The sequence below is a fragment of the Arcicella gelida genome (assembly GCF_034931025.1).
Lineage (GTDB): Bacteria > Bacteroidota > Bacteroidia > Cytophagales > Spirosomataceae > Arcicella > Arcicella gelida.
The window spans coordinates 82,270-109,121 of sequence record NZ_JAYGIL010000010.1 but is presented as its reverse complement, the minus strand read 5'-3'; the positions used below and the strand labels follow the sequence as shown (position 1 = coordinate 109,121).

Below are 26,852 nucleotides of genomic sequence, written 5' to 3'. Positions count from 1 at the left end.
ATGCTATTTTTTGACTTTATTATCAAATTGGGCTTTATTTACTCGTATTGAGCGTTTCTGCTGAACCAAGATAGTTTTGCTCTTGCCTACCAAAATTCAAGTCTAATTTCTGTAAAACAACGCCAGTAGTTACCATCCAATATTTTACAGTATGTTTGCCTTTTCCTGCAAGTGTGTGTTTACTTGTTTTAATAATGATATTTTCGGCAGCCCATTTGTTCCAAATACCTTTATCACTTGTTTTATCTTCTTTGTTCAAACTAATAATTTGAGGCTGTTCATCATCAATAGAAATGGCATATTGCAAACCATTTTCTGTTCCGTAGAAATTCAAACTTGGTGAAAAGTAAGCTTGAATCGTAACATCACCTTCACTAAAAGTATAAATTTCATATTCCAGATGAGGAGCATTTCCTTCGGGTTTTTGCTCTTTAGCAGTAACAGGAAAAGTAGTAATTGCCGAACCCGTTCTACCGTGGTCGGGTAAGATTTTCCATTGTATCCCATTAGAATTAATCGCTTTTGTAAAATGGTTTGCCTCAATACCCAGCCCATTTTGTTCGTCTTGATAAAAGGCATTTCCTTTTGTATTGTTTGGAATCTCGGCTCTTTTTACTGGTTGGATGGCTATTTCTTTTTTCTCAATAATAGCGGCTTCATCAAGATATTTCACTACTGGCATTTTCTGCTTTTCGGGCTGTTGCCAATAGGTATAGCCAATATGTGTTTGGCTCATCAGATGATTCCATTTGCCATTATTCAATTGATGATACTCTCTTGTAATAACAGAATCCTTTGCAAAAAGCTCTTTTACTTTATCGGCATACGTATTGGTTTCTTTCCATTTATTCTCAAAAGCTTCCTTATTCAATGCCACATTGTAATACATTTCATTAAGGTTTGCACAAGCTTTGATAGGATGTAAAACCAGTTGAAAGTAGGCATCTTGATAGACTGGAGATAAATATTTTTTGATGCCTTCGGCTTTTTGCAACAAATTATTATAGTCTGCAACTACTGTTTTCCATTCTCCAGTTTTCAGGTTGTAAGTATTCGCATCTAATAATTCAGGTTTTCGTCTTCCGTTGAATTTACTGTATTGATTCAGCAAGAAGGCTATTTCTTTAGCGTATTGATTACCAAATTGCTTACTTGTCCACTGTTCGCTATACTGCTGTAAATCGTTTTCCTGAATCTTTTCTGGATTCCAAGCATAGTCTAAAAAGAAAGAAATTGGAAACTCCATCGGTTTAATATCGCCCACGTTTACAATCCAAATATCTTTCACATTGTGTTCCCACGCTAAGTGCATTTGCTCCCAAATTCGTGGAAGCGGATTGGTATTTAGCCATTTATAATTACGTGGACCGCCCACATAATCGAAGTGATAATAAATGCCATATCCACCTTTTCGAGCTTTGGCATCGGGCTTAGGAAGTTTACGAAGATTTCCCCAGTTGTCATCACAAAGTAAAAGCGTTACATCCTCAGGAACGGTCATTCCTTTATCATAATAATCTTGAACTTCTTTGTACAATGCCCATAATTGTGGGGTTTCGCTGGCAGGTTTTCCTGTTACTTCGCTGATGATATTTCTTTGGTCTTTTACGATTTTTTCTAATAAAGCCGTTGCAGTTTCTCTTGACATGGGTTCATCGCCATCGCCTCTCATACCAACACTTACAATTTTTTCATTGGTGGCACGCTTCATGCCTTCTCGCCAAAAGGCTTGCAGTTTTGTCGGATTGGTTTCATAATTCCATACGCCACCTTTTTCTCTTCTCCATTCATCATGGGCACGCATCAAAGGTTCATGATGTGATGTTCCAATCACAATACCATACTCATCCGCTGTTTTGATATTCTCTGCATCGTCGGCATAAAAGGCACTTCCCCACATGGCTGGCCAAATATAATTGGCTTTTAAACGGAGTAATAATTCAAACACATTTCCATAAAATTTGTGGTTAAATCCTCCAAATTTTTCTTTACTCCAACCTGATAAAGCGGGAGCTTCGTCGTTGATAAAAATGCCACGGTACTTTACTTTTGGACTTCCTTCCGAATAGCGACCATTTAAAACATAAATTTCATCATGTTTTGGCACAGGCACATCAGCCCAAAAATACCAAGGCGAAACGCCTATTTGCTTAGATAAATCATAAATGCCATAAATCGCTCCTCTCCTATCTGAACCAACAATTACCAAGGCTTTTTTGACATTCGGAAAAGGATTTTCAATCGTTTGAATCACAAAGGTTTCCCATTTTCCTTGAAGGTTTTTTACATCTATTTTCTTTTGAGCCACCAAGGCATCAATCCATTGATTTTTTCCTAAAGTACCTACAATGATAAGTTCATTTTGTTTGCTGAGTTCGTTGAGGATATTAGGTTTTCTACCTGTTACTCGTTCAACGTCACTTTGCAAATCATTTGTAGCACGAATAACGGCTTGCTCATCTTCTTTGGAAACCAAAATGGAAGCCATTTTACTTTTTGTGGCTACACAAAAGCTTTTTTCTTTTGATTGAAAGGCTACATAAGAATTCGGATTTATGCAAAAACCAAATAGTGGAAATAGTAATAAAAATACGCTAATAATATGTTTCATTGTTTTTTGTTTTTGAGCTACGTTTTGTCGATTCAAGTCCTGATAAATTTGCAAATACTAATTGTCAATGACATTGTACTTGTCATTAATTTGTCAATACGATGGTCGTAACACTACTTGGTGGAATATCCATTTCAACTGTTTTATCAGTAATTGTCAGGTTTTTCTTGGTTAATGAGGTTGTTTCTGAAGTAGTATAGGCAATCGCAGCACTTGGCAACAAACCATTTAATTGAACTCTTTTGATTGTAAATGTTTCTGGATTAATCATTACCACAACCGTTTGTGAGCCACTTTTATAAGCTGTAATTTTTAGATAATTATTAGCAGGAACATCAACACCAATTCTCACAAAACCAGGACGTATAAATTTTGAAAAATGAGAAAAAGCATAACCACGCTTGAGTACTTCGCCATTAGCTGTATTTTGCTCGCCATCACCAATAAAAGAATAATAACGTTGTAAATACCACCAAATGTAAGCATTCCAGTTATTAGTCATCGCATCATGAATAGTTTTTAGCATTGTGATAGATTCTGCCCATTTAGCTGTTTCAGAATAGGTTTTCCACTCGGCTGCACCCGTGTTTCCTGTGTTCAAATTCAGTAAATACTCTGTCATCCAGATTTCCTTTTTCTTTTGTTCTGCCAAAGGAAATTTTGCCAAGCCGCCTCCGTAGATATGTCCTGCTACGATGTCAATTTTTTGTGCAGCTTCATCATCAGAAAGTACTGCATTGGTCAAGTTTTGATTAAAGTTTAATGATTCTGGTGCAGCAAGTTTAGCCCCAACAATTTGTCCAGGTGCTTTTAAAAAATTGATAAAATCATCAGCCGTATAATCACATGATTCATAATTTGGCTTCCAATCTGGTTCATTTTGAATTGATACTACATCTATTTTTGCTCCATTTTGAGCCATGTAGGCAATAAATTCATTGATATAGTCTTTGAATGCTTTATAATTTTCTGGTAATAAATATCCTCGAACATCACTATTATTACTCTTCAAAGCTGCGGGTGGCGACCACGGACAGGCCAATACTTTTACTCCATACTTATTTGCTTCTTTGACGGCTTCAATAATAATGGGCCATTCATTTTTATTAGACGAAATCCTTACTCTAAAAATACTAAGTCCTAATTCGTTATCATTCAAGCCAAAGGCTTTTGTGGCTTCACTTGGTTTTAAAGATTGCGTTCCCCACATTCTGTTTGCACCTCCAAAACCAGAAATAGTTTGATAAGTAGTAAGTGGAAGGATGTTTACTTTAAATGGATTAGGCTGAACCTGCACTGGTATTTTGTCTTCGTCAGATTTTTTACAAGAAAAGCTAGCAAAAAGGAAGATGGTTAAGTAAAAGCTTGTTTTTAAGATTTGTTTCATTTCAATTGTTAACGTTTTAGAGTATTTCTGTCAACTATGTTTATAGGTTGAAATTATTGCAAAGTCAACCTACAGCACACTAAATCACCTGAAGTGGTTGGTAATAACCATTGAAAGTTGGGAGTGTTAAGTTATTAAGATTTATGAATATGATTGTTTTAATAAATAATTTAATCTTCCTTATTTTCGAGATATTTTTGACTTTGTAAAGTAAGTAGATAAGTAAAGAAGAGCGTAGCACATATTCTCAATTCTATATACCGTTTGTTTAAAATACAGGTAATAATTAAATTTAGCCGTTAAATCATCACAAAAACGAGAGGACATTGTACAGATTACCTAGAAATTTGGGGTAACCAAAATTGTGGGTAGATTAGGTTTGGTGGGGAATATGGCCTTGTATAATTCGCACAAAAAGAGGTCATAAAGCTAATTATGACCTCTTTTTTGTGTGAATGTTCCAGAGACTATGGTATTATTTTCACAGAACATTCTAAAAACAACCTCACTCATCCAGCTTATCATCGCTTACGTACTCCAGAATATCACTTGGTTGACAATCTAATGATTTACAGATGGCTTCTAAAGTACTAAATCTGATGGCTTTTGCCTTCCCAGTTTTTAAGATTGAAAGGTTAGATAAAGTTAGTTCAACTTTTTCGGAAAGTTCATTCAACGAAATTTTTCGTTTCGCCATCATTACATCTAAGTTTACAATAATTGGCATAGTTTAAACTGTTAAATCGTTTTCATTTTGAATTGCTACTCCTTTTTTAAAAATAACCGCAATTATATAGATTACAGCTCCCATTAAAATAAATGCTTGACTGTCAGCCCAAAATTGGTTTAAGTTGTCTGGAACAAAACCATGATGTGTTAAATTCCCAACCAACTGTCTGGCAATGTGACTTAACAGTCCAATTGAGAGGGTATAATAACTAATTTGTGATATTTGCCTCGCTACAAAAGTATTAAACGGTTTTGTCAAATCCATTTTGTGCATTAGGTTAATAACTATGTAAAATAGGCAAGCTTTTAAAATTGAAATGATTAGAATAAAGCTATAGACACCGAAGAAAGCCAATTTACTGTCATTATACATTTGAGTTAAGTCGAGCTTTTGATATAGATTTTGAACAAATTCAGGTTTATACAAACTGAAAATAAAATTGACGATCAAGCCTCCAGCTTCAATCGACAAGCCTACAAAAATGAGCCAAGCCACAATATATAGGCTCCAAAATACAAAGTTATCTGTTTTCGACATTATTTTAAAAGTTTAAATTATGTCACAATAATAATAAATATTTATTGATAAACAATAAATATTTATTATTTAATTGGCTTCAAACAATCTGTTACTTTGGTGACTTTTTTAAAATTGAGCGTATGAATTATTCTTTAGAGAAAAATTGTGCTTTTCTTAAATAGGCGGCAAAAATTATCCCTACCACAATTAAAACCGTCAGCAAAAAGGGTTTTCCTTTAGAAATATGTACAAAAACCACGAATGTCATATAAGAAGCCAATATGACTGTACCGATGATTAAAGTCTTTTCTATCAAAAATAAAGCGGTTGATATTAAAAGAAATATACCCACCAACATAATTGAAGTACTATTTAAACTAAGTTTGGATATTTCATTTGAATGGAATATTTTTTCGAATGAATTTTGGATAAAGAAAGAGGCAACTAATAATGAAGGCAACCAAATTAAAGTGGTTTTGAAGATTTTATTAGGTTTCATTTTTTGGATTTATATTTAAAACAGAACTAAATATACTGATTTTCAGATAGATAAAAATTAGACAGTCCAATAAAGTTTTATGCTACTACTTTATTTATCCAAACAAAAAGGTCTGGATTATACAACAATCCAGACCTTTCACATCAACACTTATTCTTACTTCACTTCAAATTCATAAGTTCCAGAAACCAATGTCAATTTTACTTGATTGTTTTCAAGTGTTATTTGACTAATTCCTTTGCTTTGGCTCAGTGATTTTCCACCTTCTTTTACAGCTAAAACACTTTTGGCGGGTAAATATAGCGTTGCCGTTGTATTGGCTGGAATGGTAGTTTTATAAACAAAGGTATTGTCTTCATATCGCCATTCGCTACTGATTTTTCCATATACTGAATCGTAATATCCTTTTGCCCAAGTCATTACTTTGTCGGGGTCTGGTGTTGGTTTTAGGATAATGGCTTTGAATGCAGCTTTTTCTGGACTTCTCTGAATGCCCAAAGAATAATTATTCATCCAAGCCGCTACTGCTCCGAAAGAGTAATGATTGAAAGAGTTCATGCTATTATTGCCTCCAAAACCGTTTTCTACGGTATAAGAATTAAGTCTTTCCCAAATAGAAGTAGCTCCGTTTACAACCGAATACAACCAAGATGGATATTTCGTTTGTTGTAAAAGTCGGTAAGCATTGGCTGAATTTCCATTTTCAGAAAGTGCTTCAGAAATAGAAGCCGTTCCGATAAAACCTGTCATCAATGAATATTCAGGACGTTCTACACCAAGGTCGTCTTTGTTTTTTCTTTGAATACTTTCGTTCAAACTTTGAACGGCATAAGCTTTGTTTGTTTCATCGAAAACACCCAAATCTAAAGGAATAGCATACGATGCCTGCGTATCAATTAAAGTGCCTTTATCAGATTTTCCACGAGTATCCGCTTCATTTGGAGCAGGAATAAAACCCGTTTTAACGCCTGACTTTACGGTTTTGTATGTGTTTTTATCGACATATACTTCATTGAAAATTTTCTTTATTTCCTCATAACGTTTCTTGAAAGCGGTAGCTTCTTCTGTTTTTTGAAGAATCGTCGCTACTTTATTCATAATTTCTAAATCATAAGCAAAATACGCCATCCAGAATAAAGTATTATCATTTTTATTTCCTTCTGGACTTAACCAGTCGCCCAATGGACCTTCGTTCAAAATTCCAGTTTTTTTATCTACTTTACTTTCTAAGAATTGAATATAACGTTTCATGGCATCGTAATGTTCTTTCAATAATTGTACATCGCCGTATTGCTGATAGGTTTCCCAAGCAACCACGATTCCAGCACTTCCCCAAAGTGTACCACCAAAACCGCCACCCATCGGAGCAACGTCGGTGAATCTGCCACTTTCAGCTTGTACATCACGCATTGCCAAAAGGTGTCTTCTTAAAAATAAATCAGAATTCGTTAAATAAGTAGCACTTTTCGAGAATACCGAAATATCGCCGCTCCAGCCCATGCGTTCGTTACGAGCTGGCGTATCAGTTGGTATAGAAAGGAAATTACTTCTCAACGACCAAGTGATATTTCTCCAAAGTTTGTTGACCAAATCGTTGGAAGTTTCATAAATTGAACTCAATTCTTTCACAGAACTGATGACCAATCCTTTTACATCGGATACTGGAATGGCTTCGTCTATACCAGTAATTTCTACATAACGATAGCCGTGGAAAGTAAATCTTGGTTGAATGATTTCATCACCTCCTTTTAAGATATACATATCTTGTGTCAAGGCTGCTCTGATGTTTTCCATCATTACCATTCCTTCGTTTCCTTTGTAGTCGGGAAGGTTCGGATATTTTACTTCTGCATAACGTAGCGTTATTGCTTGTCCTTTTTTTCCGTTTTTAACCAAGATTTGCGGAAAACCTACCATATTTTGCCCCATGTCATAGACAAATACTTTCGGACGAACTTCTTCTACACTTTGGGCAATCATCGTTTTTACAATGCTGGCATTATCGCCCATTTGACCAACGATTTTACAATCTTGATAATCAAAAGTAGTTTTTCTACCATTAAAATCCGTGAAAATTCCTTGGTAAGCAGTTCCTTCCAATGGTACTTCAACCGAAGATTTCCAAGCATTATCGTTATAATTGGCGGTTGTCCAATCTTTTATAAGCTCCTCTTTATTAGCGTCATAGACTTCGCCTTGAAAATAACTTCCGTAACGAACTGGCCCGTCGTTGAAAAACTTCCATTCTTTAGGATTTGAAGTAATAACTTGCTCAGACCCATCTGAATATGTAATGACTAATTTACTCAGAAGTGATTGTCGGTCGCCAAAGAAATTCCAACTTTCGCCACTGTAAGTAATGTTTCCACTCCACCAACCTTCACTCATCCAAGCACCGATAGCATTTTTTTCGCCCTGTTTCAATGCCGAAGTAACATCGTAAGTTTGGTACAAATGGTGTTTGTTGTATTGGGTCAATCCGGGATTAAAATAATCGTTACTTACTCTTTTCCCGTTTAAATACATTTCATAAATCCCTCTTGCGGTTACGTACAAACGAGCGTTTTTAATCGCTTTCGCCTGTGTTGCAAAAGTACTTCTTAGCATCGGAGCAGCATTTTTACTTGGGTTTGCTAAAATCAACGCTCCGCCAGAAACAGCGTAAGTATCATTTTCAATGCTTAATTTTTCAGATTTAAAAATGCCAGAATAATTGCTATTCGTCAATTTTTCTGTAAAAAGAGTATTAGAAGGGAAACGAAAATTCTTGATTTCAAGCTCAGAAAAATAAGCTTTTTGATTGTCGTTCGTCTGAAAACCAATATCCGACAACATCGGGAAACTGATAAAATTATTGCCACTTCCTACAGGATTCAAGTTGAAACCTCTTGGACCAAAAGGCGAATTAGGACCAGCACTTTTATCTTTCAATAAATTTTCAGCTTTTGTTCCATCCACAAAAAACTCAAAAACGCCAAAATTACATTCTGCATAAATTTTATGTTTTTCGTATTTATTAGCTTGATTGATAAGTGTTTGAGGTATGTCAAAAGATTTAAAAACTTTTTCTTTAGAATCACTTTTATCATAGCCAACTCTGTAAATATTCAATTTGGCTAATCCATCAGTCGCTTCAGAAACGTTTGAAATATCTAATTCTAAAGCGATATAACTTTGGTTTAGGCTATTTTGCATTGCCATTAAATTCAAGTTTTTATCCATCAAACGAGGGTCATTTCCTCCGAAAGTGAAAGCCGCTTTTGTTGAATTAGAAGTTTTATCAAGCTGAACTGCATATTGAAATTTATAGACAGAAAGATAATGTGCATACAAAACCAAGTCTTCGTCACCACCGCCAATCCATTTTGCACCAGACCAAGCCGATAAATCTGGATTTGGATTCATCAAACCCGTTTCAAACCAAGCAGCATTGCTACTCATTTGGTTGAAATTATCCCAAACGTTTACTTTCCAAGTGTAGCGAGTAGTAGCTTTTAATGGAGAGCCTGCGTATTCGATACCGTGTGAAAGGTCGGAATTTACTTTTTTAGAATCCCAAACGATTTGGTTTTGGGCATCTGAAACGATGATTTGATAAGCCTTTTGAAAGTATCCTCTTTTAGGAGATTGTCCTTTTTTGACTTCCGAAACCTGCATTTGCCAAGCAAAATGAGGGTTTGAAATATCAATTCCTAAAGGATTTGATTGATAATCAACCGTTAAATTCCCGATAGAAGTATTCGCAAATGCGTTTCCAAAGAATAAAGTAAAGAAGAAAAAGATAAGCCAATAAGCTTTTTGTTTAAGCATCATATTTAATATTTATTAAGATTGTTTAATAGATATTACAATATATAGATATTTTATAAACTAACCTTTATGTAATCACCTGTTAAGTGGCAATGCTTGGCGATGGAGAAGTATGGTGCTGTTTCTAAGAAGAAAGAATTGGCTGATTTAGCAGAGAGAAAAGGGAAATAAACATAGTGAGCATCATTCTATTGCTAAAATGATGCTCAAAAATAGGCTTGCATTTTGTCGGATTGCTACTTTTTCTTCCACAGAAAACCATTCTTACTTGCAATTTGAGTCAATTCTCCATTTTCTACAAGTTTTTGAAGGTAAGTATCTGTTTCTTTTCTAGGCATTCCCGACAGTTCTGCAAATTCTCTCGAGGTAAGTGTTTGATATTGTGCAAATAAATTATTCCAATTTTTATTGATTTGATTTTTCTCAGCTTTGGGCTGAAGCTTTTTTAACGTTTGCTCGTAAATGCCAAAAGGCTTACTTCCATAAATAGTTTCGTATTTTCCTTCGCTATCTACAAAATACATCGTCGGAAAACCCCTCACTCCTAACTTACGACCTAACTGTAAATCTTCTGAAAAAAGTGTTTTGGCTTTACCATCATAATCTTCTTGCAGGCGATGAACATCTAAACCCACTTTTTGTGCCGCAAACGATATATTCTCCCATTTAGCAATGTTCTTTTTTTGCAGAAAAACCATTTCTCTTATTTCACGAAGAAACAACAATGCTTTTTCTTTACTCTGTAATTCTGCTGCTTTAAAAGCAATAGAAGGCGGGTAAGAAGAATTTAGCGGGTCTTCGAACCAAACATCTCCATCAATGGGCATATCATAATATGCACTTACTTCATCCCAATGATGCGCTACATCTGATGGCTTACTAATTCCCCCACGATTATACGACCAGTCGGGTAACAAACCTCCCATTCTGTACTCTACTTCAATATTTTTACCGTATTCAAGCTTTAGTTTTCTTAATTGTGGCTCTATTCCCCAACATGAGGAACAAATAGGATCGGTATAATAAATAATTTTTATCTTTTTAGAGACTTCTTCTTTTAAAGTTGTTGAATTTTCGTTGACATCCGAATCAGCTATTTCGCAAATGCCAGTTTCTAGGTCACACAAAAGAGGATTATTTGTTGAGTTATTCATATTTTTTGATTTCACCTGAGCTGTAGCCAGTATCGGCAATAACATCAAGCTTAGTATTAAGGTATATTTCATTTAGAATAATACCGTGTAGGTTTGATTTAATAGTCATTTATATTTCTGATACAAAACTCTGCATATTTTTGATGGGTGTCAATTAGTCAGAAAAACATGACTATTAAATAATGCCTTGTTTTCATTTTTTTTGTAAAAAATAATCTTTGAAGTTAAAATCAGCTTGAACAAAAGAATAAATCAAGTAAATTGCTCTATTAGTATCTTTTTGAACTTTCTCAAATAAGAAAGAGTTAATATACAATTGAACATTTTTCAGAAAGCCGCCTTACTATATCTGAATATCAGCACATTAAAATTTATGGAATTTAAGACAGCAAATACTGATGGATGCCCAGCAGAACATCTTTTAAAAACACTTTCTGGGAAATGGAAGCCTCAAATTTTTCGCATAGCCCAAGAAGGTCCTATTCGTTTTAATTTATTATTACGACAAATTGAAGGTTCTAACAAACAATCTATTTCGGTAGCTTTAAGAGAATTGGAAGAACAAGAATTATTAGAAAAAGTAATTATCAAGCAAAAACCATTGCATATAGAATATAATTTGTCTGAAAAAGGCAAATCACTTATTCCTATATTTCGCCAGTTAGAGTTCTTGTCACATGAACAGGGTTTGAACTAAAGGAGTACAATAAATTGAAGAACACTGACATCCAAAGAACTTTTTAGGGTTCAATACTTTTGGAAAAGAACATTCAAAAATGATTTTTTGATATAAAAACTCAATTAAAACATAAAGCCCAACCAAGTTTTAAATCTGGTTGGGCTTTATGTTTATTTTGTAATTACCTACGCTTTATTTCGATTAGAAAATTTCAATATTCTATTCTTCATTCCTTCAATAATGTAATACATACAAGGTACTAGCAATAATGTCAAGAACATCGAACTTGTTAAGCCTCCGATAATTACCCAAGCCATGCCATTTTTCACTTCTGCTCCAGAACCTGAAGCCAAGGCAATCGGCAACATACCCGTAATCATAGCAATGGTTGTCATTAAAATCGGACGTAAACGCTCTTTCCCTGCTTCTATCAGAGCTTCTTTTACCGATAAGCCTTGTTCTTTTAAGTGATTGGTGAAATCGACAATCAAAATACCATTTTTTGCCACCAAACCTAATAACATAATCAAACCTACAATGGCGAAAATCGTTAAAGATTCCATTGTTAAAGCCAAGGCTAATAATGCTCCAATTAATGCCACTGGAATAGAAAAGAGTACGACAAATGGATAAACTACACTTTCGTAAAGAGCAACCATGATTAAATATACCAACAAAATTCCTAATAACATGGCTGTTCCCAAACTACCAAAAGCATCTTTTTGGCGTTGCGCTTCTCCTTGATAATCAATCACTACGCCTTCTGGTACTTTAATTTTAGCAATTTGTTTCTGTAAATCTGCTACAATTGTTCCCGTTGGGCGACCAACTGCCGAAGCCGTTACTTTGATAGAATTCATACGGTCGGAACGTTCTAATACTGCCTGACCAACTACTTCTGACACCGTAGCAACATCTTTCAATTTTACAATCGTGTTACGACTATTACGAAGCGTTAATTCTCGAACATTTTCGATAGAACGTTTATCAGATTTTTCTAAGGAAATATTAATTGGATACTCCTCCCCTGCTTGTTTAAACTTCGATTGGTCATTTCCTCTGAATGCTAATTGAATCGCTCCTCCTACTTCTGGAACTGTCAAACCAGCATTGGCAATTTTATCACGATCTAGTTCAATCGCAATTTCTGTTTTTAAACTTTTTGTACTAAATTCTACATAATCAGTTCCTGGCGTTTTACGAACAATCGCTTTAATTTGATTCGCAATATCCTGAATAACAGTCATATCTACTCCTTTAATCGCAATTTGTATCGGAGCTTCGCTACCGCCCGTAAGACTCACAGGACGAATTACTACTTTTACACCCGCAATTTTCGTTATCTCATCTCTTATCGCTGCACTAAAAGCGTCTGTCGAAACGGTTCTTTGTTCTTTTTCAACCAAAGTAACCGATATTTCAGAAATATTTGAATTGGAACTTCCAGTACCAGCCGCACCCGTTTGTGTTCCAACGTTTGCAAAAACTTTTGATACTTCTGGTTTCTGCAATAATAATTGTTCAACTTGCTTGGTGACCAAATTGGTTTGTGCCAAAGGCGTTTGCGGTGCCATTTCAAGCTGAATGGCAAATTCGCCACGGTCGCCAGAACCTGCAAAAGATGAACCCACAAAACCTGTTGCTAACAAGGCAATTGAACCCACAAACATTACAAAAATGCTAATCAATACCCATCTTTTATGGTTTAAAGACCAAGTAAGTAGTTTTCCATACTCGTCTTTTACAGCATCTAAAAATCTTTCAAAAGCTAAGTTGATTTTTCCCCAAAGGCTTGATTCACTCAATATTTCAACCTTTCCCCATCTTGACGCTAATAATGGCGTTAAAGTAAATGATACGAACAAACTCATCAAAGTAGAGAAAACAACTACCAATGAAAATTCACGTAAGATATTTCCAATTAAACCGCCACTCATCGATAAAGGTAAAAATACCACAACGTCCACCAAAGTAATGGCAATCGCTGTAAAGCCAATTTCTTTTCGTCCTTCAATCGCTGATTCTACTCTACTTTTACCCATTTCAAGATAACGATAGATGTTTTCTAAAACCACGATACTATCATCCACCAAAATACCTACGACTAAAGAAAGTCCCATCAATGTCATTAAATTGAGCGAAAAGCCAAATATATACATCAATATAAAAGTCGGAATCATTGCTGATGGAATGGCAACTAATACAAACAATGAACTTCTGAAACTATGTAAAAAGAACAACATTACTGCTCCAACGATGATAATCGCCAAGAATAAATCGTGCATTACGGCATCGGCAGAGGCCAAAGTATAAATGGATTGGTCGGCAGCAATATCATAAGAGAAGCTTTTAGAAGCATAACTCGTTTTAATCTCTTGCAATTTTTCCTTGACCGATTTACTCACATTTACCGCATTGGCATCGGCTTGTTTTACGATTTCAATACCAATTCCTGCTTGACCATTGTTTCGGTTCAAGGTTTTTGTTTCCGTTTGTCCGTCTGTAATAACCGAAAGGTCTTTTAATAAGACTCTACTTCCATCAGCATTTTGACGAATAATCAAGTTTCTTAATTCTTCTACTTTTACCAATTTGGCATCCAAACGGATAGAAGTACGACTGCTGTTACTCAAAATACTTCCGGCAGGATACGAACTATTACTGTTCGAAATCATTTGATTTACTTGTGCCGAAGAAATATTGTAAGCTTGTAACTTATCATTATCTAAGTTTACTTGAATTTCACGCTCGTTTCCACCAATTAAACGTACTGTACCAACGCCAGCGACGTTTGATAAAATTGGTTTGATTTTTTGGTCGATTAAATCATACAATTCAGGTTCAGACATTTTTGCCGAAGCACTGATTCTTAATACAGGAATTTCGTCTGTATTGAATCGGTTTACCACTGGGTCGTCGGCATCGTCTGGCAAAGTAGATTTGATTTGATTAATTTTTCTTTCAGCATCTCTTTGTGCATCAAGTGTATTAATCCCAGATTTTAATTGTACAGTTACTAACGAAAGTCCTTCTGAAGAAGTAGAAGAAATTTTATCAATACCTTCAATTGCCGAAACGGCTTCTTCAATCGGTTTGGTTACAACGTTCTGAATTTCATCGGAAGACGCACCACGGTAGGTCGTCTGAACCATGATAATATTCGCCTCAAATTTTGGTAATAAGTTATAATTCAATTGTTTATAACTCACAAAACCAAACAAAATAAGCGTTACGAAAATTACTGTAATCAGTAATGGTCGTTTTATAGATATTTCGGTAATTGACATATTGTTAGTCGTATTTTTTTAAAATTAGACCTGTAGGATTTTGAAAACCTCGCAGGTTTAACTATTTAGTTTTGCTAATTTTACTTCCGCTAGTCAAATTGATTTGTCCGCTGGTTACTACTTCTTGTCCTGCTTGTAAGCCAGAAATCACTTCAATATTTTCTCCAATTTCACGTCCAACAGTAATTTTCTGAATCGTAGCAACATTGTTTTCAACCACATAGACATAAGGATTTTTCGTTCCTTCTACCAAAGCCAATTTCGGAATTTGCAAAACACTTGCTTTACGACCTAAATCAAAACCAACCATTACATAAGTACCTGCTCTTAACTGATTGGTATTCAATTGTAATTCTACTCTGTAATTATGGTTTTCGTCACCTTTTGGCGAAATGAATTTCACCGTTCCAACAAAGCTCTTATTAGGAAAAACATCCGAAGAAATCGTAGCGGATTGTCCTAATTTTAATTGATACACATCTTTTTCATTCACAAACACAACGGCTTTCAAATGGACATCGTCAACAATCGTTGCGATAACTGTTCCCGGACTTACATATTCACCAGCCATCAATTTTCGTGAAGTAACAATTCCGCTAATCGGTGCGATAATATTTCCATCCGCAATTTGTTGTTTTACTTGTTCGATTTGAATGCGAGTATTTTCAACATCGTATTTAGAATTAATTACGCTCAATTCCGTTCCTGCATTTCCTTTGAACAAATCGTTATTGCGTTGATACTCTTTTTCTAATTTATTAAGCGTTAATTCATTAGCTTTCAAATTGATAATTTTCAATTTTGAATCTAATTGTCCAATTACTTGTCCTTTTGAAACTCTTGAACCAACTTCAACCGAAAGTTTTTCGATTTTACCTTGAACGCCAATCGCAATCGTTGCTTCGTTGCTCAATTCTAAATTGGCTGGTAAACTTACTTTTCCATCAAATGGCTGGAAATCTACTTTAGTGGTTGAAACCGCTACAGGAATAATCGTGCGGTCAACCACGACTTTATTCGCTTCAATTTTTTTCTTATTTTTAGCAAGCGTGAATCCGATTGCTCCTGCCAAAACAAGTAATGATAATGTTATGATGAAAGACTTTTTCATGTGTCTGAAGATTAGAATTGATTGATATAGCTTTTTAAATTTCCTTTAGATTTTTCGTATTCAAGTCTTGAACTCATTACGTTAATCAAAGAAGTGATATAATTACTTTGTGCTTCTTTATATGAATAATCTGAATTGAGCAAATCAGAAAGCGTTGAAACTCCCTTTTGATACTCCAAGTCGCTACTTTCAAAAACCTGTTTAGCGAAATAAAGATTTTCACGATTGATAACTAAATCTGATTGTGATTTCTGCAATTGTGCATTTGAATTTTTGAAAGATAATTGCAAATTATTAGCACTAATTTGCATGTTTGCTTTCGCATTCAATAAACTAATTTCGGCTTGCTTCAACTGACTTAATTTGCGATAACCACTGAAAATTGGCACACTTACTTTCAAGCCAACCGTTGAAAAATCGAACCAATTAGAGAATGATTTTACAAATTCATTATTCAAACTGGTCGCTCCGTAACGTGCATACATTGAAACCGTTGGCAAAAAAGCGGCTTGTTTACGTTTTACGTCAAATTCTTGTAAAAGAGCATTGTTGTTTTGAATTCTGTAATCTAACAAATTACCTACTTGAAAATCATTGTCTTTTTCAACCAATGCCAAAGATTCATAATTTGAAAACTCTATCACATTAATTTCTTCATCCAACGACATCCCCATGGCATGTTTTAGCTTGTTTAATGCCACTTGCTTATTCATTTCTAAAATAGATTTCTGCGAAACGATATTATTCAAGCTTGATTTAGTACGGTCGTAATCTGTTTTTTTGATAACTCCTTTTTCTAATCGCAATTTTAGAATGTCCAATAATTCACGGTATTTTTTCTCATTTTCCAGCGTGATTTTTTCTTGTTCTAAATAAACTAATACTTGAAAATAAGCACTGACCGTATTGTAAATGATATTGTCTTGGTTTTGCTCTTTTTTCAAAATCGACAATTGATTATTAGGTTCGGCGGCTTTAATGCCTACCAACATCGATTTGTCATATAATACTTGGTCTAATTGAGCTGTACCTGTGGTATTATATTGCGTACCAAATTGCAACTTGATTTCTGTCGGACTAAATGCTCCTGCTGGAATGATAGAAACCTGACGTTTAAGGTTATCGTCAAAAGTAACATTGGCACTTACTTGTGGTAAATAACCTGCTAATGCTTCTGTTGATTTTTGCTTGGCAATGGCAATTTCGTTATCATAAACGCTGTTGCTCACATGGTTTTTTAACGCAAAATCTACACACTCTTTTAAGGATATATTCTTTTGTGCATGAACATCATAGCCCAAAACGAATAATATCAGATAAAAGAAAATCTTATTCTTTTTCATAATGATAGTTGATAAAAATATTATTGACTTTAGTGATAGTTGATTTTATCAACTATTTGAGCAAAAAAACTACTTTTCAGCGTTCTCTTTTAATTTAATAAGTACTTTTTTGAATATTTCTAGTTCATTTTCTGAAATATCTTGCATATTTCTTTCACTAAGACGACTGATAACTTCTTCGCATTTGTTGAGTACATCTGTACCTAGTTCTGTGATGACAATATGTTTTTTACGACGGTCAACAGCATCATTTACTCTGACAACATAACCCATTTTTTCAAGCTGATCGATGTGACGCATAATGGCAGATTTATCTTTTTGCATGATTTCTGCTAAATCCGACTGTATCGACTCTTCTTGTGAAGTTAAAATCCTGAGCAAATAATTTTGTTCGGGAGTTATCTTAATGCCTTGATTTTCAAACTCTTTAGCCGATTGTTTGAAGAGTGCTCTTATTGTATTGGCGAATAAGAATTGAAATGAAGTCTTTGTAATTTCCATAATATCGTTGATTTTTAACATAGTTGACATTATCAACGATTCAAAGTTACAACTATTTTCTATTGTGCAAAAACATTTTGAATTTTATTTTTTGAAGGAATAAAAAACCACTGTAAAACATTGGTAAATAATGTTTTACAGTGGTTAAAATTTACAATGAAGTATCAACTTACTTCTGCAAAACTTTCACTTCGGTCAATAAACCTGAAGGCAATACCGTTGAATTAGCTTGATAAAAAGGCATCGTCGTAAAAGTTGTTTTGTTTTTCACATTCGGCTGTGCATCACCAATAAGTCGGTTTACCCAAAGGTTGGTTACTTTTACTTCAATCGTATTTTCGCCTGTTTTAATCGCTTCTGAAATATCTACTTTGAATGGTTTTTTCCAAGCCACACCCATATTTTTACCATTCACAAATACTTCTGCGATATTTTTTACTTCGCCCAAATCAATTTCAAAAGATTTTTTATCATCTAAAGTATTGATTTTGAAAGTATTGCTATAAGTAGCTGTTCCTGAGAAATATTTAATGTCAACATCAGTGTTTTCAGACCAAGAGCTAAGTTTATCTAAAGTCACATTTTTGTTGTTAAAACTTACTTTCCACGGACTGTCGATTTTGGTTAATACTATTTCTTTTTTCGAAGGAATGGTATAAGTATTAGCTGTTGCTTTGTCTTTGAAAACAAGAAATAAAGCACCCCAAGCATCAAATTTCAAAGGAATAATGGTTCTTCCGTCCTTGATTTGGAATGATACTTTTTCAGATTTTCCTGTAACCGGATTCCACAACTCTGGTACTTTACCTGTTACTCTGAAACTGATTTCTGCCTCATTTTCTTCCTCAGTTCTGCTATCTAACCAATAAATATCTTGGTCAGCGGTTTGGCGATGACGGAAAAGAATTTTGTTTTTAGCATTTTTGATAATCACATCAGGCTGAATATTAAGCTTATCGAAACTTGTTACATTCGCATTTTTCCAAATTTCATTGGCCAAAGCTTGGAAAGCCTCATCATTATCCGACAAACTTGGCGATTTTACAGGTTTGTCGCCAATTACTTTTACGCCAGCCTCTACCAAAGCTTTGATTTTTTTCAAAACTGATAATGTCATTACTTTAGCCGATTCGTCCAACATCAAAACACGATAAGTATTTCCGCTTTTTGCTACTAATTTTCCATCTTTGGCTTCAATCACATTTTGGAGAGCGGTTGAATTGACAAAATCAAACTCAAATCCTGCTGGAATATTCGGTAATTTTTCACGACAAATCCATGTAATATTGGTGTTTTCGCCATAGTAATACAAAATATCAGCTACGTTTTTACCTTGTTGAAGCATATAACTACTTCTTCCCAGATACTCCATCCATGCTTTTCCGCCAGTTTCAGACCAAGTTTCGTGACGAGTAAAATACTGACCAAATGGTCCAAGTGAAAAACCGGGCTTTTTATCGTCTAAAGGTTGGTGAACAGAAGTATGAATCACAAAACGGTTTAAGCCCGAAGCCAATTCTAAGTCGGCAGTACGTTTTAATTTTTCTGGATTCCAACTAAAAGCATTTTGAATAGAAGTCATCGACTCTGCCGCTACAATATTTTGTCCGTAAATATTAGCTACTGAAGCTGCTTCACGAATATCAGCTTCGCTACGTACTTCTTCGTTACTTCCTCCAGCCAAACTTCCTGGAGTCCACATCGCAGACATTGGAATATCCGCATTTCGTTTTACATCCATCCCATCGGCTAAGTAAATACGACCGCCTTCATGCGATTCTGTATAGCGTTTCATGCCTCTTTTGTGCAATTCTTCACCAATCACATCATAATGGTTTTCGGCAATCATTTCACCAATGGTTTTTCTGAAATCCCACAAGAATTTTTCACTGGCTTCTACACTTTTCACAACTCTGCCCGTTAGTACAGGAATCCAAGTGATTAAGTCGTAGCCACGTCTTTTCTTAAATTCTGCTGGCATATTTTTCGTCCAGTTCATGTGACCAGCCTCATAACTATCCAAAATCATGTACTCAAGTCCCTTCGCTCCCATCATGCCACCTGTGGCATCTTTGTACATATCCAAATAAGTATTGATATATTTTCTTACAGCATCTTTATCTAGTTTATCAACCTCTAAACCAGTAGCTTCTGGAGAAGCTGGGTGATTTTGGCGACCAGTTAATGAATAACCTAAACGTACTACCATCCAGTTTCCAGCAGGAACATCCCATTCTAAACTGCCGTCAGCTTTTAATTTACTTGTCAAATCAACCACATTTTCAGCAGTAATTATATCAGCATTTTCGGGTAAATGGCTTTTTGAATCTTCTTTCCACGGAGCAAAACCTGCTTTTTCCTCCGTTTGGTCGATACGAGAAGTATTAAACAATACAAATTCAGAGATTTTAGTGCCATCTGGTTTGGGTTCACCTGTTGGTATGCCAATCATAGCCGCAAACGGATTTGCTACCCCCGGAAGTGTTTCGAAACAAATTCGCCAATATTTAGCCGTAGTTGCAGGAATACCCACCGTAATAAATGGTAAAGTACTGTTAGGTACTTTTGCTATCGTTCTGAAATTTACGCCATCGTCACTTACTTTTAAACTACGATTGGTTGGGCCACCGTTAAATTCAGCCAATTCTCCTGCTGCACCTACGCCAACGGCAAAAGCCTTGAAAGTTTGTGGAGCATCAAATTCGTACTGTACCCACATATCTTTGCCAACTTCCATCGCTGGTAGCTCATAAACTTTACTCAAATCATGGTCTAACATTAATTTTGTATCAAAATCGCCCCCACTTTTGGTCATTTTGGGATTCAAATCCATCAAATGTTTTTCATTTGATGGTAATTTATAGGCAATTACAAGAGCATCCGCTGCAAATTGTGGCATTTTACCAATAAAACCGCCCATTAATCCGCCTGATTCTGTACCAATTTCTTGAAATTTACCTACTGCTTCGGGCAATTTTGGTAATTGAATACTTTGCTTTTTCCCTCCTTCAACAATAGCTTCTGTCCAGATATACTTTTTCATGGCATCTTGAGGCTCAACCCAAGGCCCCCCCGTAACACTCCAACCGGGCGAACCAGCAATCGCCATTTCAAGTCCTTTTTTAGTAGCAAATTCAGTTGCAAACTTGAAAGCATCCTTCCATTCGGGTGTCATAAACACCAATTTTTTAGGCACAACCACGGGAGTCATCAAATTGGCATCAAAGTTTTGGAAACCACCAATTCCCACACGGCTCATCCATTCTAAATCTTTTTGGATTCCGTCTTTTGTAATGTTTCCATTCATCCAATGCCACCAAACTCTTGGTTTAGCAGTATTAGGTGGCGTTTGGAAATTTTTATGTAAAGGATTGGCTTGCTGTGCATTACCATTCATTACTCCTACCATCAGTGCCGCAATGGCTGTCTGGAGCAGTTGATACTTTTTTTTCATTATTTTTGAATATTAATAAACTATTGATTTACAATTCATTCATCTCATAATCTATTTCTAAAAAATCAGCAACTGATTTCATCCAGTAATTCTCTACAAAGTGTACATGGCTTGGATGATTTGAATAAAAATTATACTGTTCAGTAGTATCGAATTCCATTGAAATACCATATTCAAAATGGTTTTTGGGACTGATTTGCTTGAGTACTTCAAATTTTTGAACGCCTTCGATGTTGACTAATGTGTCCACTGCTTTAAAAAATGCTTGTTTTTCAGCAGTACTTATGCCGTCTTTGAGTTTGAGAATTACTGAATGTCGTATCATAGATTATATATTAAAAAAATGTAATACATCTTTGGTCTTTTCTCTGCTAATGTTTTTTTACTTCAATAACAGAGAAAAGCTGAACTAAAACTTAAATGTAGCCGTCAAGAAATATGCTCTTGGAGGTAAACTTAAAGTTGAGTAAACAACATTTGGATTTGCCTCTAACTGTGCTTTTGTAAAGCCTTGTCTGTCTAAAGCGGCAGGGAATCCACCTGGTGCCGACCAGCCCATTACGCCATTTTGGTTAAAGATATTATTGATATTAGCCTGTAATTGCCATTTTGCGTTTAGGTTATAGCCCAAATTCAAATTCGATTGGCTAAATGCTGGCAAAGAAAAAGTATTGGCTACGTTGGCTGCACGTTTGCCCATGTAAGAAAAATCAAGTGATGAATAGAAGTTTCCTTTCGTATAAGTTGGCGAAATTCTGATAATCACGCTGGCATTATTATCGGTTTCGTTACCAGAAAAATCCTGTATTTTGTCATCTGCTTTTCCATTTGCACCCAAAATCCAAGTTTTATATTCTGTTGCTTTAGAAGATTGGAAAGTAGCCACCGCACGAAGACTTAGGTTTTTAGTGAAACTATGATTTGCTTCAATCTCCACTCCCATCGTTGTAAATTTATTATACAATACTGGTGTGTTGTATGTTGACGATAAATCTACGGTTTCTTGACCTTGTACTTGTTGAGGAACATTACTTAGGATACTGTAAAATGGCGTTACAAATAAATTAGTACTCCCAGATTTTACTTTATAGCCAATTTCTAATTGCTGAATTTTTTGGGCAATTGGGTTTAAATTGGCTGCTCCAAAAGCGGTATTCACCGTAACAAACATATCTAAATCTGGTGCTTTACTGCCTTGTGAAAAGCGTCCATAGACAGCTTGCTCATCAGTAAATTTATAATTTAAGCCTCCAGAGAAAGAGAAAGTGTTCACACTTAGGTTATCGTAACTATATTTTGCTGTAATTTTTCCGCTCGAATTATCATAAAAAGTTAAAGGGTTTCCATCTGTTCCTCCAGTACTTGAAGGTGTTGATGTAGCAATTTGATTTGTTCCAGAATAAGCAACTTTTTCATAACGAATGCCCCAGTCAAAATTTAAAGCAGAACTAAGCGTCCAGTTATGTCCAAAAAACAAAGCTGTTTGTTGCTGGCTTGCTGTAATAACGTTTACAGCAACGCTTTTTCCTGAACCACCAATCACACCATTAGGATTAGTGATTTGATAAGTATTGCCATCAAAACCCGCCAAAGTAATGGCTGTAAGTGTTGGGCGTGGCGAAGTCATTTGAGAAAACGCAATACCAGCATCTGTTGAGTTCATTCTATCCAAATTTGAATTAGCATAAAACAAACCTCCTGTAAAACTCATATCTTTCAATTTTTTAGTAATCGTAAACTGGTCGATAAACTCCTTCATTTTATTTTCTGAATAAAACAATGGATTGAAATACAATGAGTTTTTCTGGATAGAAGCCCCCGGGAAATTGCTACCGTTATCTATAAAATTGAAGCCTGCAAAATTGCCATTAACAATATTGGGAGCTTGGGTGATAGAACCAAATTGTGTTCCAGAAGCCAAATCTTTATAAGAATAAGTACCAAACTGACCCAAAAGCCCCGGAATAGCATAGAAAACCAAACCATCTGCCGCAAATGGATATGCTACAGCAGTGGTATTCCAAACTGAACTTTTATCAGAATATCTTGCTTTGTTTTCAATGGTTAAACCTTCGCCAATACTTTGCTCCCAGTTCAAACCGATAGATTTATCGGTTGAGTGAATTTTATCTCTTGAATCAAAATGTACTTTTTGACCCGTATCATTAATCGTAAAATCAGCTTGTACCGACGGAATTAATACTGTATTCGTTTGCGTTACGCCTGCTGGTAAAGTAGGATTTGTAAAACCAATTGTAGGTAAAAACTCAAACCATGCGTTGTGGTCGTTTAGGTATTTAGCATAAAATTTTAGCGTACCGCTTTTGTAAATTTTCACCAAATTCGCTTTTACTTGACCACCATTGTTCATTGGATAACCCGGATACCTTGCTCCATCCGCTTGGCGATAAAAACCCCCGATGTTGTACGTCAAAGATTTATCAAAATTCAATGGACCTCCAAAATTAACATCTGTACGATAGAAAGGATTTTTACCATTTCCTTCCAAACCATATTTGGCACGTACTTCGCCCGCAAATGCTGTTCCTCCTGTTTTTGAAACATAATTGAAAATTCCACCCGGAGCGTTATTCCCTAAAATTGAGGCAGTTCCACCACGTACAGCTTCTAATTTTCCTAAAGTAGCATCGGTACGAAGAAAATAGTCTGGCCCATAATTACCAAAAGTTGCGTTAGTTACTGGTAAACCGTCTTCTTGCATAGAAACGTAATAATAACCAGAAGCCCCATCGTTTGACCCAACTGAAACGCCACGAGAATAAACAGTATTTCGGATTTCTCCCAATGATGTGTTAACAAAAACCCCAGGAATATTTTTCAATAAATCTGCCGCACTGCTGATGGCTAGTTTATCAAATTGTTTGGCACTCAAAGTAGAAATAGCTACTGAAGATTCCATACGAGTACGTTTATCAAAAACACCCGTTACGATTACTTCCTCCAAAGCCGCTACGTTTTCTTTTAAAGTCAAGCTAATATTTGCTTGCGTACCAACTTTTATTTCTTGCGAATAAAAACCGATGAACGAAAAAACAAGTACCGCATTTCCGTTGGGCACTTCAATGCTATATTGTCCTTTTGAATCAGTGACCGTACCTTGTTGCGTTCCTTTTAACAGGACGGTTACGCCTGTTAGTGGCTCGTTTTTTTCGTTAACAATCGTTCCTTCTACAACTTGTTTAACGGGTAAAGTATTATTTTGATTAATATCCTCTGCTATTTTTTTGTACTCGATGGGAATGGCATTATTCTCTTTTTGTTTCAGTATAATCTGATTACCACTTAGTTGATAATCAATATTTAAAGGTTTGAGTAACCTGTCAAGTGCTGATGAAAGTATTTCATTTTGGCTTTTAAAAGATACTCTTTGTTCTGACTTAATTGATTGTGGACTATAGAAGAATCTTACATTAGCGGATTTCTCTATCTGGACAAGTACATTCTTTAACTTCTCTTCGCTGGATTGAACACTTACTTTTTTGTTCAGTATTTCTTGCGCTTCTACATCTTTTGCCATGCTAATGCCGATAAAAGATAGTGTAATAAAAAGTTGAACCAACGAAATTTTCATACATTGGATTAATAAATCATGATTTTTTTTCATACATTTGACTGTTTTGTTTGATTTTGCTAAACTTTGAACACAACAATCCCCATCAACACTTTTCAGGATGTTGTATAAAGTGGGGACTTTCTGAGCCAGTAGGTCTGCACACCTTCTGGCTCTTACTTTTTACTGATACTTTATTTACTTGAATTGTTTTTTAATAATTGGCTAATTATTAATCTGCACATTGATAATCAGCATTTTATTTAAAATCGGTGCTGTACAAAAGTTTAAAAGCTATTTTGGATTTGTAATTTCGAATGTCTGATTTCAACATTATCAAATACTTTTGGAAATTTATTTTATCACAATTCCGAAATCACAAATCAATAATTTTTACAATCCCTCGTACACTATTTCATAATTCAAAACTCATAATTACTTACATCCTTTAGCATTAATTAAAATTTTTCCTTCCAATACTTCATACGACCCTCCAATAATGTTGGTGATGATGTCTAGTTTTTGGAAAAGACTCTCATTTTCAAACGCTCCCGTTACTTGGCATTCTGCCAAAAGAGCTTCATTATAGACAATCTCAATTCCATAAGCCAACTCAATTCTTTTGAATACTTCGTTTAGCGGCGCTTCATTAAATTCAAAAGAAACCCCTTTGGAATTAACAATAATGGGCGTAGTGATTAATTTTTTATCATATTGATCTGTAGTTCTATCAAAAATGGCTTGCTGATTGGGTAGTAATACCACACCTTTTAAGGTATTTTCTTTTTTACGTTCGTTTAGGTTTTTAAAAACACTTACTTTTCCTTCTTGAACAGAAACTACCACATCTTTCATATCGTCGAAGGCTTTTACATTGAATCTCGTACCCAATACTTTAGTCGTTACTTCATTTGCCATGACTAAAAATGGTTTAGTAGGGTCTTTTGAAATATCGAAGGTTGCTTCGCCTGATAGAATGACTAGCCTTCTATCTTTTTCAAAATTTTCGGGATACGTAATTTTACTTTTGGGTGCCAATAAAACCGCCGAACCGTCGGGCAGATGAATTAAGACAGGTTTATCAAGTTTATTTACTTGCTCGATATGCGCTTTGTGTAAAGTCGCCAAATTTTTATGATAAGCTGTATTTTGTAAGGAAAAATAGACTAAGCCAATGAGCATGATGATGATGGCTGCTCCAGACCAAACAACAGAAGACGATAATTTCAGAATATTAGCAAAAGAAGTTTTTTGCTTATTGGTTTCCTGAATTCTAGAAAATATATAGTTTTTGGCTTCAACAGAAATATTATTCGATTCATAGGTTTTAAGCCCCATTTGAATTGTGCCAATAATTTTTGTTGCTTCTAGGTACTCTCTTTTATTTGTGGGATTACTCTCCAGCCAAGTTTGCCAAAATAGCTTACTTTCCTGATTTGGATTTAATTGATGCGTCACGAAAACATCATCAATTAAAAAATCTGAAACCGAATATAGTATATAATTATTAGCCATCTGTTATGTTACTATTTTACAAAATAGACACAGGCTTTATTATTATATACTCACTATAATCTAAAAAAACATTAAAAAAATTATAATTTTAGCATCGGCAATGATTTTCTTAACTTTTCTACGGCACGAACCACTAAATTTTGTGCTGATTGTCGGTTGATACTCATCACATTAGCCACTTCGTTGTATTCTAAATCTTCTACAAATCTCAATCGAAGTGCTTCTTGTTGGCGTGGTGGCAATTCGCTAATTAATTTATTCACTAATTCTTCTTTCGAAAAACCATCAACATTATTAAGTAGAGTGGTTTCTTCAGAAATGGCTTCGTCCCACAATTCATCAAAATCTCCTTCATTCAAAGCCATATACTTACTTTCTTTTCGAAGAAGTTGATTTTGCATTCTATTTTTTAAGGCTCTTAGCAAATAAGCACGAATACTATTGGGTGTAACAATACTGTTTCTTTTATCCCAAATTTCAGTAAAAACATCATGAATACAATCAAACACAAAGTACGAAGAAAGTGAAGAAAGGCTCATTCCATAACGATACATCGCACCCACGTTTTGCTTATAAATCAATGAGTACGCTTTTTCATCTCCTTTCTTAAAGGCTTCCCATATATTGGTTTCTATTTGCTCGGAATCCATGCTTTACATCAGATAAGTAATCTAATCTTGT

At 35.1% G+C, this 26,852-nt stretch carries 17 protein-coding genes; 1 reads left to right on the top strand and 16 read right to left on the bottom strand.

Features of this window, described 5'->3' with window-relative positions:
- Window positions 1–34: 34 nt before the first annotated feature.
- The 7 genes from VB776_RS10145 to VB776_RS10115 all read right to left on the bottom strand — a co-directional run bounded on the left by VB776_RS10145 (window position 35) and on the right by VB776_RS10115 (window position 10,710).
- Window positions 35–2,611: a glycosyl hydrolase 115 family protein gene (locus VB776_RS10145; protein WP_323328625.1), complete on the bottom strand. Its 2,577-nt coding sequence runs from the start codon at window positions 2,609–2,611 to the stop codon at window positions 35–37.
- Between the two features lie 85 nt (window positions 2,612–2,696).
- On the bottom strand, window positions 2,697–3,998 hold the full coding sequence (locus VB776_RS10140; RefSeq protein WP_323328623.1) for a glycoside hydrolase: 1,302 nt from the start codon (window positions 3,996–3,998) through the stop codon (window positions 2,697–2,699).
- Between the two features lie 505 nt (window positions 3,999–4,503).
- A complete protein-coding gene (locus VB776_RS10135; protein ID WP_323328621.1) occupies window positions 4,504–4,725 on the bottom strand; it encodes a helix-turn-helix domain-containing protein in 222 nt (73 codons plus the stop codon).
- A gap of 3 nt (window positions 4,726–4,728) precedes the next feature.
- A complete protein-coding gene (locus VB776_RS10130) occupies window positions 4,729–5,265 on the bottom strand; it encodes a DUF2975 domain-containing protein (RefSeq protein WP_323328619.1) in 537 nt (178 codons plus the stop codon).
- Between the two features lie 127 nt (window positions 5,266–5,392).
- Window positions 5,393–5,746 carry a hypothetical protein gene (locus VB776_RS10125; protein ID WP_323328617.1) on the bottom strand — a complete coding sequence of 118 codons (354 nt, stop codon included), beginning with the start codon at window positions 5,744–5,746 and terminating at the stop codon, window positions 5,393–5,395.
- A gap of 156 nt (window positions 5,747–5,902) precedes the next feature.
- The gene (locus VB776_RS10120; RefSeq protein WP_323328615.1) at window positions 5,903–9,559 is read right to left on the bottom strand and encodes a family 78 glycoside hydrolase catalytic domain; all 3,657 of its coding nucleotides are present in this window, start codon (window positions 9,557–9,559) and stop codon (window positions 5,903–5,905) included.
- 233 nt (window positions 9,560–9,792) lie between these two features.
- Window positions 9,793–10,710 (bottom strand): DsbA family protein, encoded by a 918-nt coding sequence (locus VB776_RS10115; protein ID WP_323328613.1) that lies wholly within the window; start codon window positions 10,708–10,710, stop codon window positions 9,793–9,795.
- A gap of 373 nt (window positions 10,711–11,083) precedes the next feature.
- Here VB776_RS10115 and VB776_RS10110 point away from each other — a divergent pair, with 373 nt between their 5' ends.
- The gene (locus tag VB776_RS10110; RefSeq protein ID WP_323328611.1) at window positions 11,084–11,407 is read left to right on the top strand and encodes a winged helix-turn-helix transcriptional regulator; all 324 of its coding nucleotides are present in this window, start codon (window positions 11,084–11,086) and stop codon (window positions 11,405–11,407) included.
- Between the two features lie 167 nt (window positions 11,408–11,574).
- Here the strand turns inward: VB776_RS10110 and VB776_RS10105 are convergent, their stop codons facing one another.
- The 9 genes from VB776_RS10105 to VB776_RS10065 form a co-directional block, all read right to left on the bottom strand.
- Window positions 11,575–14,676, bottom strand: coding sequence for an efflux RND transporter permease subunit (locus VB776_RS10105; RefSeq protein ID WP_323328609.1), 3,102 nt, complete (start codon window positions 14,674–14,676; stop codon window positions 11,575–11,577).
- A gap of 61 nt (window positions 14,677–14,737) precedes the next feature.
- A complete protein-coding gene (locus VB776_RS10100; protein WP_323328607.1) occupies window positions 14,738–15,787 on the bottom strand; it encodes an efflux RND transporter periplasmic adaptor subunit in 1,050 nt (349 codons plus the stop codon).
- Window positions 15,788–15,798: 11 nt separating this feature from the next.
- Window positions 15,799–17,130 (bottom strand): TolC family protein, encoded by a 1,332-nt coding sequence (locus VB776_RS10095; protein WP_323328605.1) that lies wholly within the window; start codon window positions 17,128–17,130, stop codon window positions 15,799–15,801.
- A 69-nt stretch (window positions 17,131–17,199) separates the two neighbouring features.
- Window positions 17,200–17,631 (bottom strand): MarR family winged helix-turn-helix transcriptional regulator, encoded by a 432-nt coding sequence (locus tag VB776_RS10090; protein WP_323328603.1) that lies wholly within the window; start codon window positions 17,629–17,631, stop codon window positions 17,200–17,202.
- A gap of 169 nt (window positions 17,632–17,800) precedes the next feature.
- Entirely contained in the window at window positions 17,801–21,085 is a 3,285-nt protein-coding gene (locus VB776_RS10085) for a glycosyl hydrolase (RefSeq protein ID WP_407653812.1), read from the bottom strand.
- Between the two features lie 28 nt (window positions 21,086–21,113).
- Window positions 21,114–21,410, bottom strand: a complete 297-nt coding sequence (locus tag VB776_RS10080) for a Dabb family protein (protein ID WP_323328601.1) — start codon at window positions 21,408–21,410, stop codon at window positions 21,114–21,116.
- Window positions 21,411–21,494: 84 nt separating this feature from the next.
- The gene (locus VB776_RS10075) at window positions 21,495–24,710 is read right to left on the bottom strand and encodes a TonB-dependent receptor domain-containing protein (protein ID WP_323328599.1); all 3,216 of its coding nucleotides are present in this window, start codon (window positions 24,708–24,710) and stop codon (window positions 21,495–21,497) included.
- Between the two features lie 381 nt (window positions 24,711–25,091).
- Window positions 25,092–26,171: a FecR family protein gene (locus tag VB776_RS10070; protein WP_323328597.1), complete on the bottom strand. Its 1,080-nt coding sequence runs from the start codon at window positions 26,169–26,171 to the stop codon at window positions 25,092–25,094.
- Window positions 26,172–26,251: 80 nt separating this feature from the next.
- On the bottom strand, window positions 26,252–26,821 hold the full coding sequence (locus tag VB776_RS10065) for an RNA polymerase sigma factor (protein ID WP_323328595.1): 570 nt from the start codon (window positions 26,819–26,821) through the stop codon (window positions 26,252–26,254).
- Window positions 26,822–26,852: the final 31 nt, after the last annotated feature.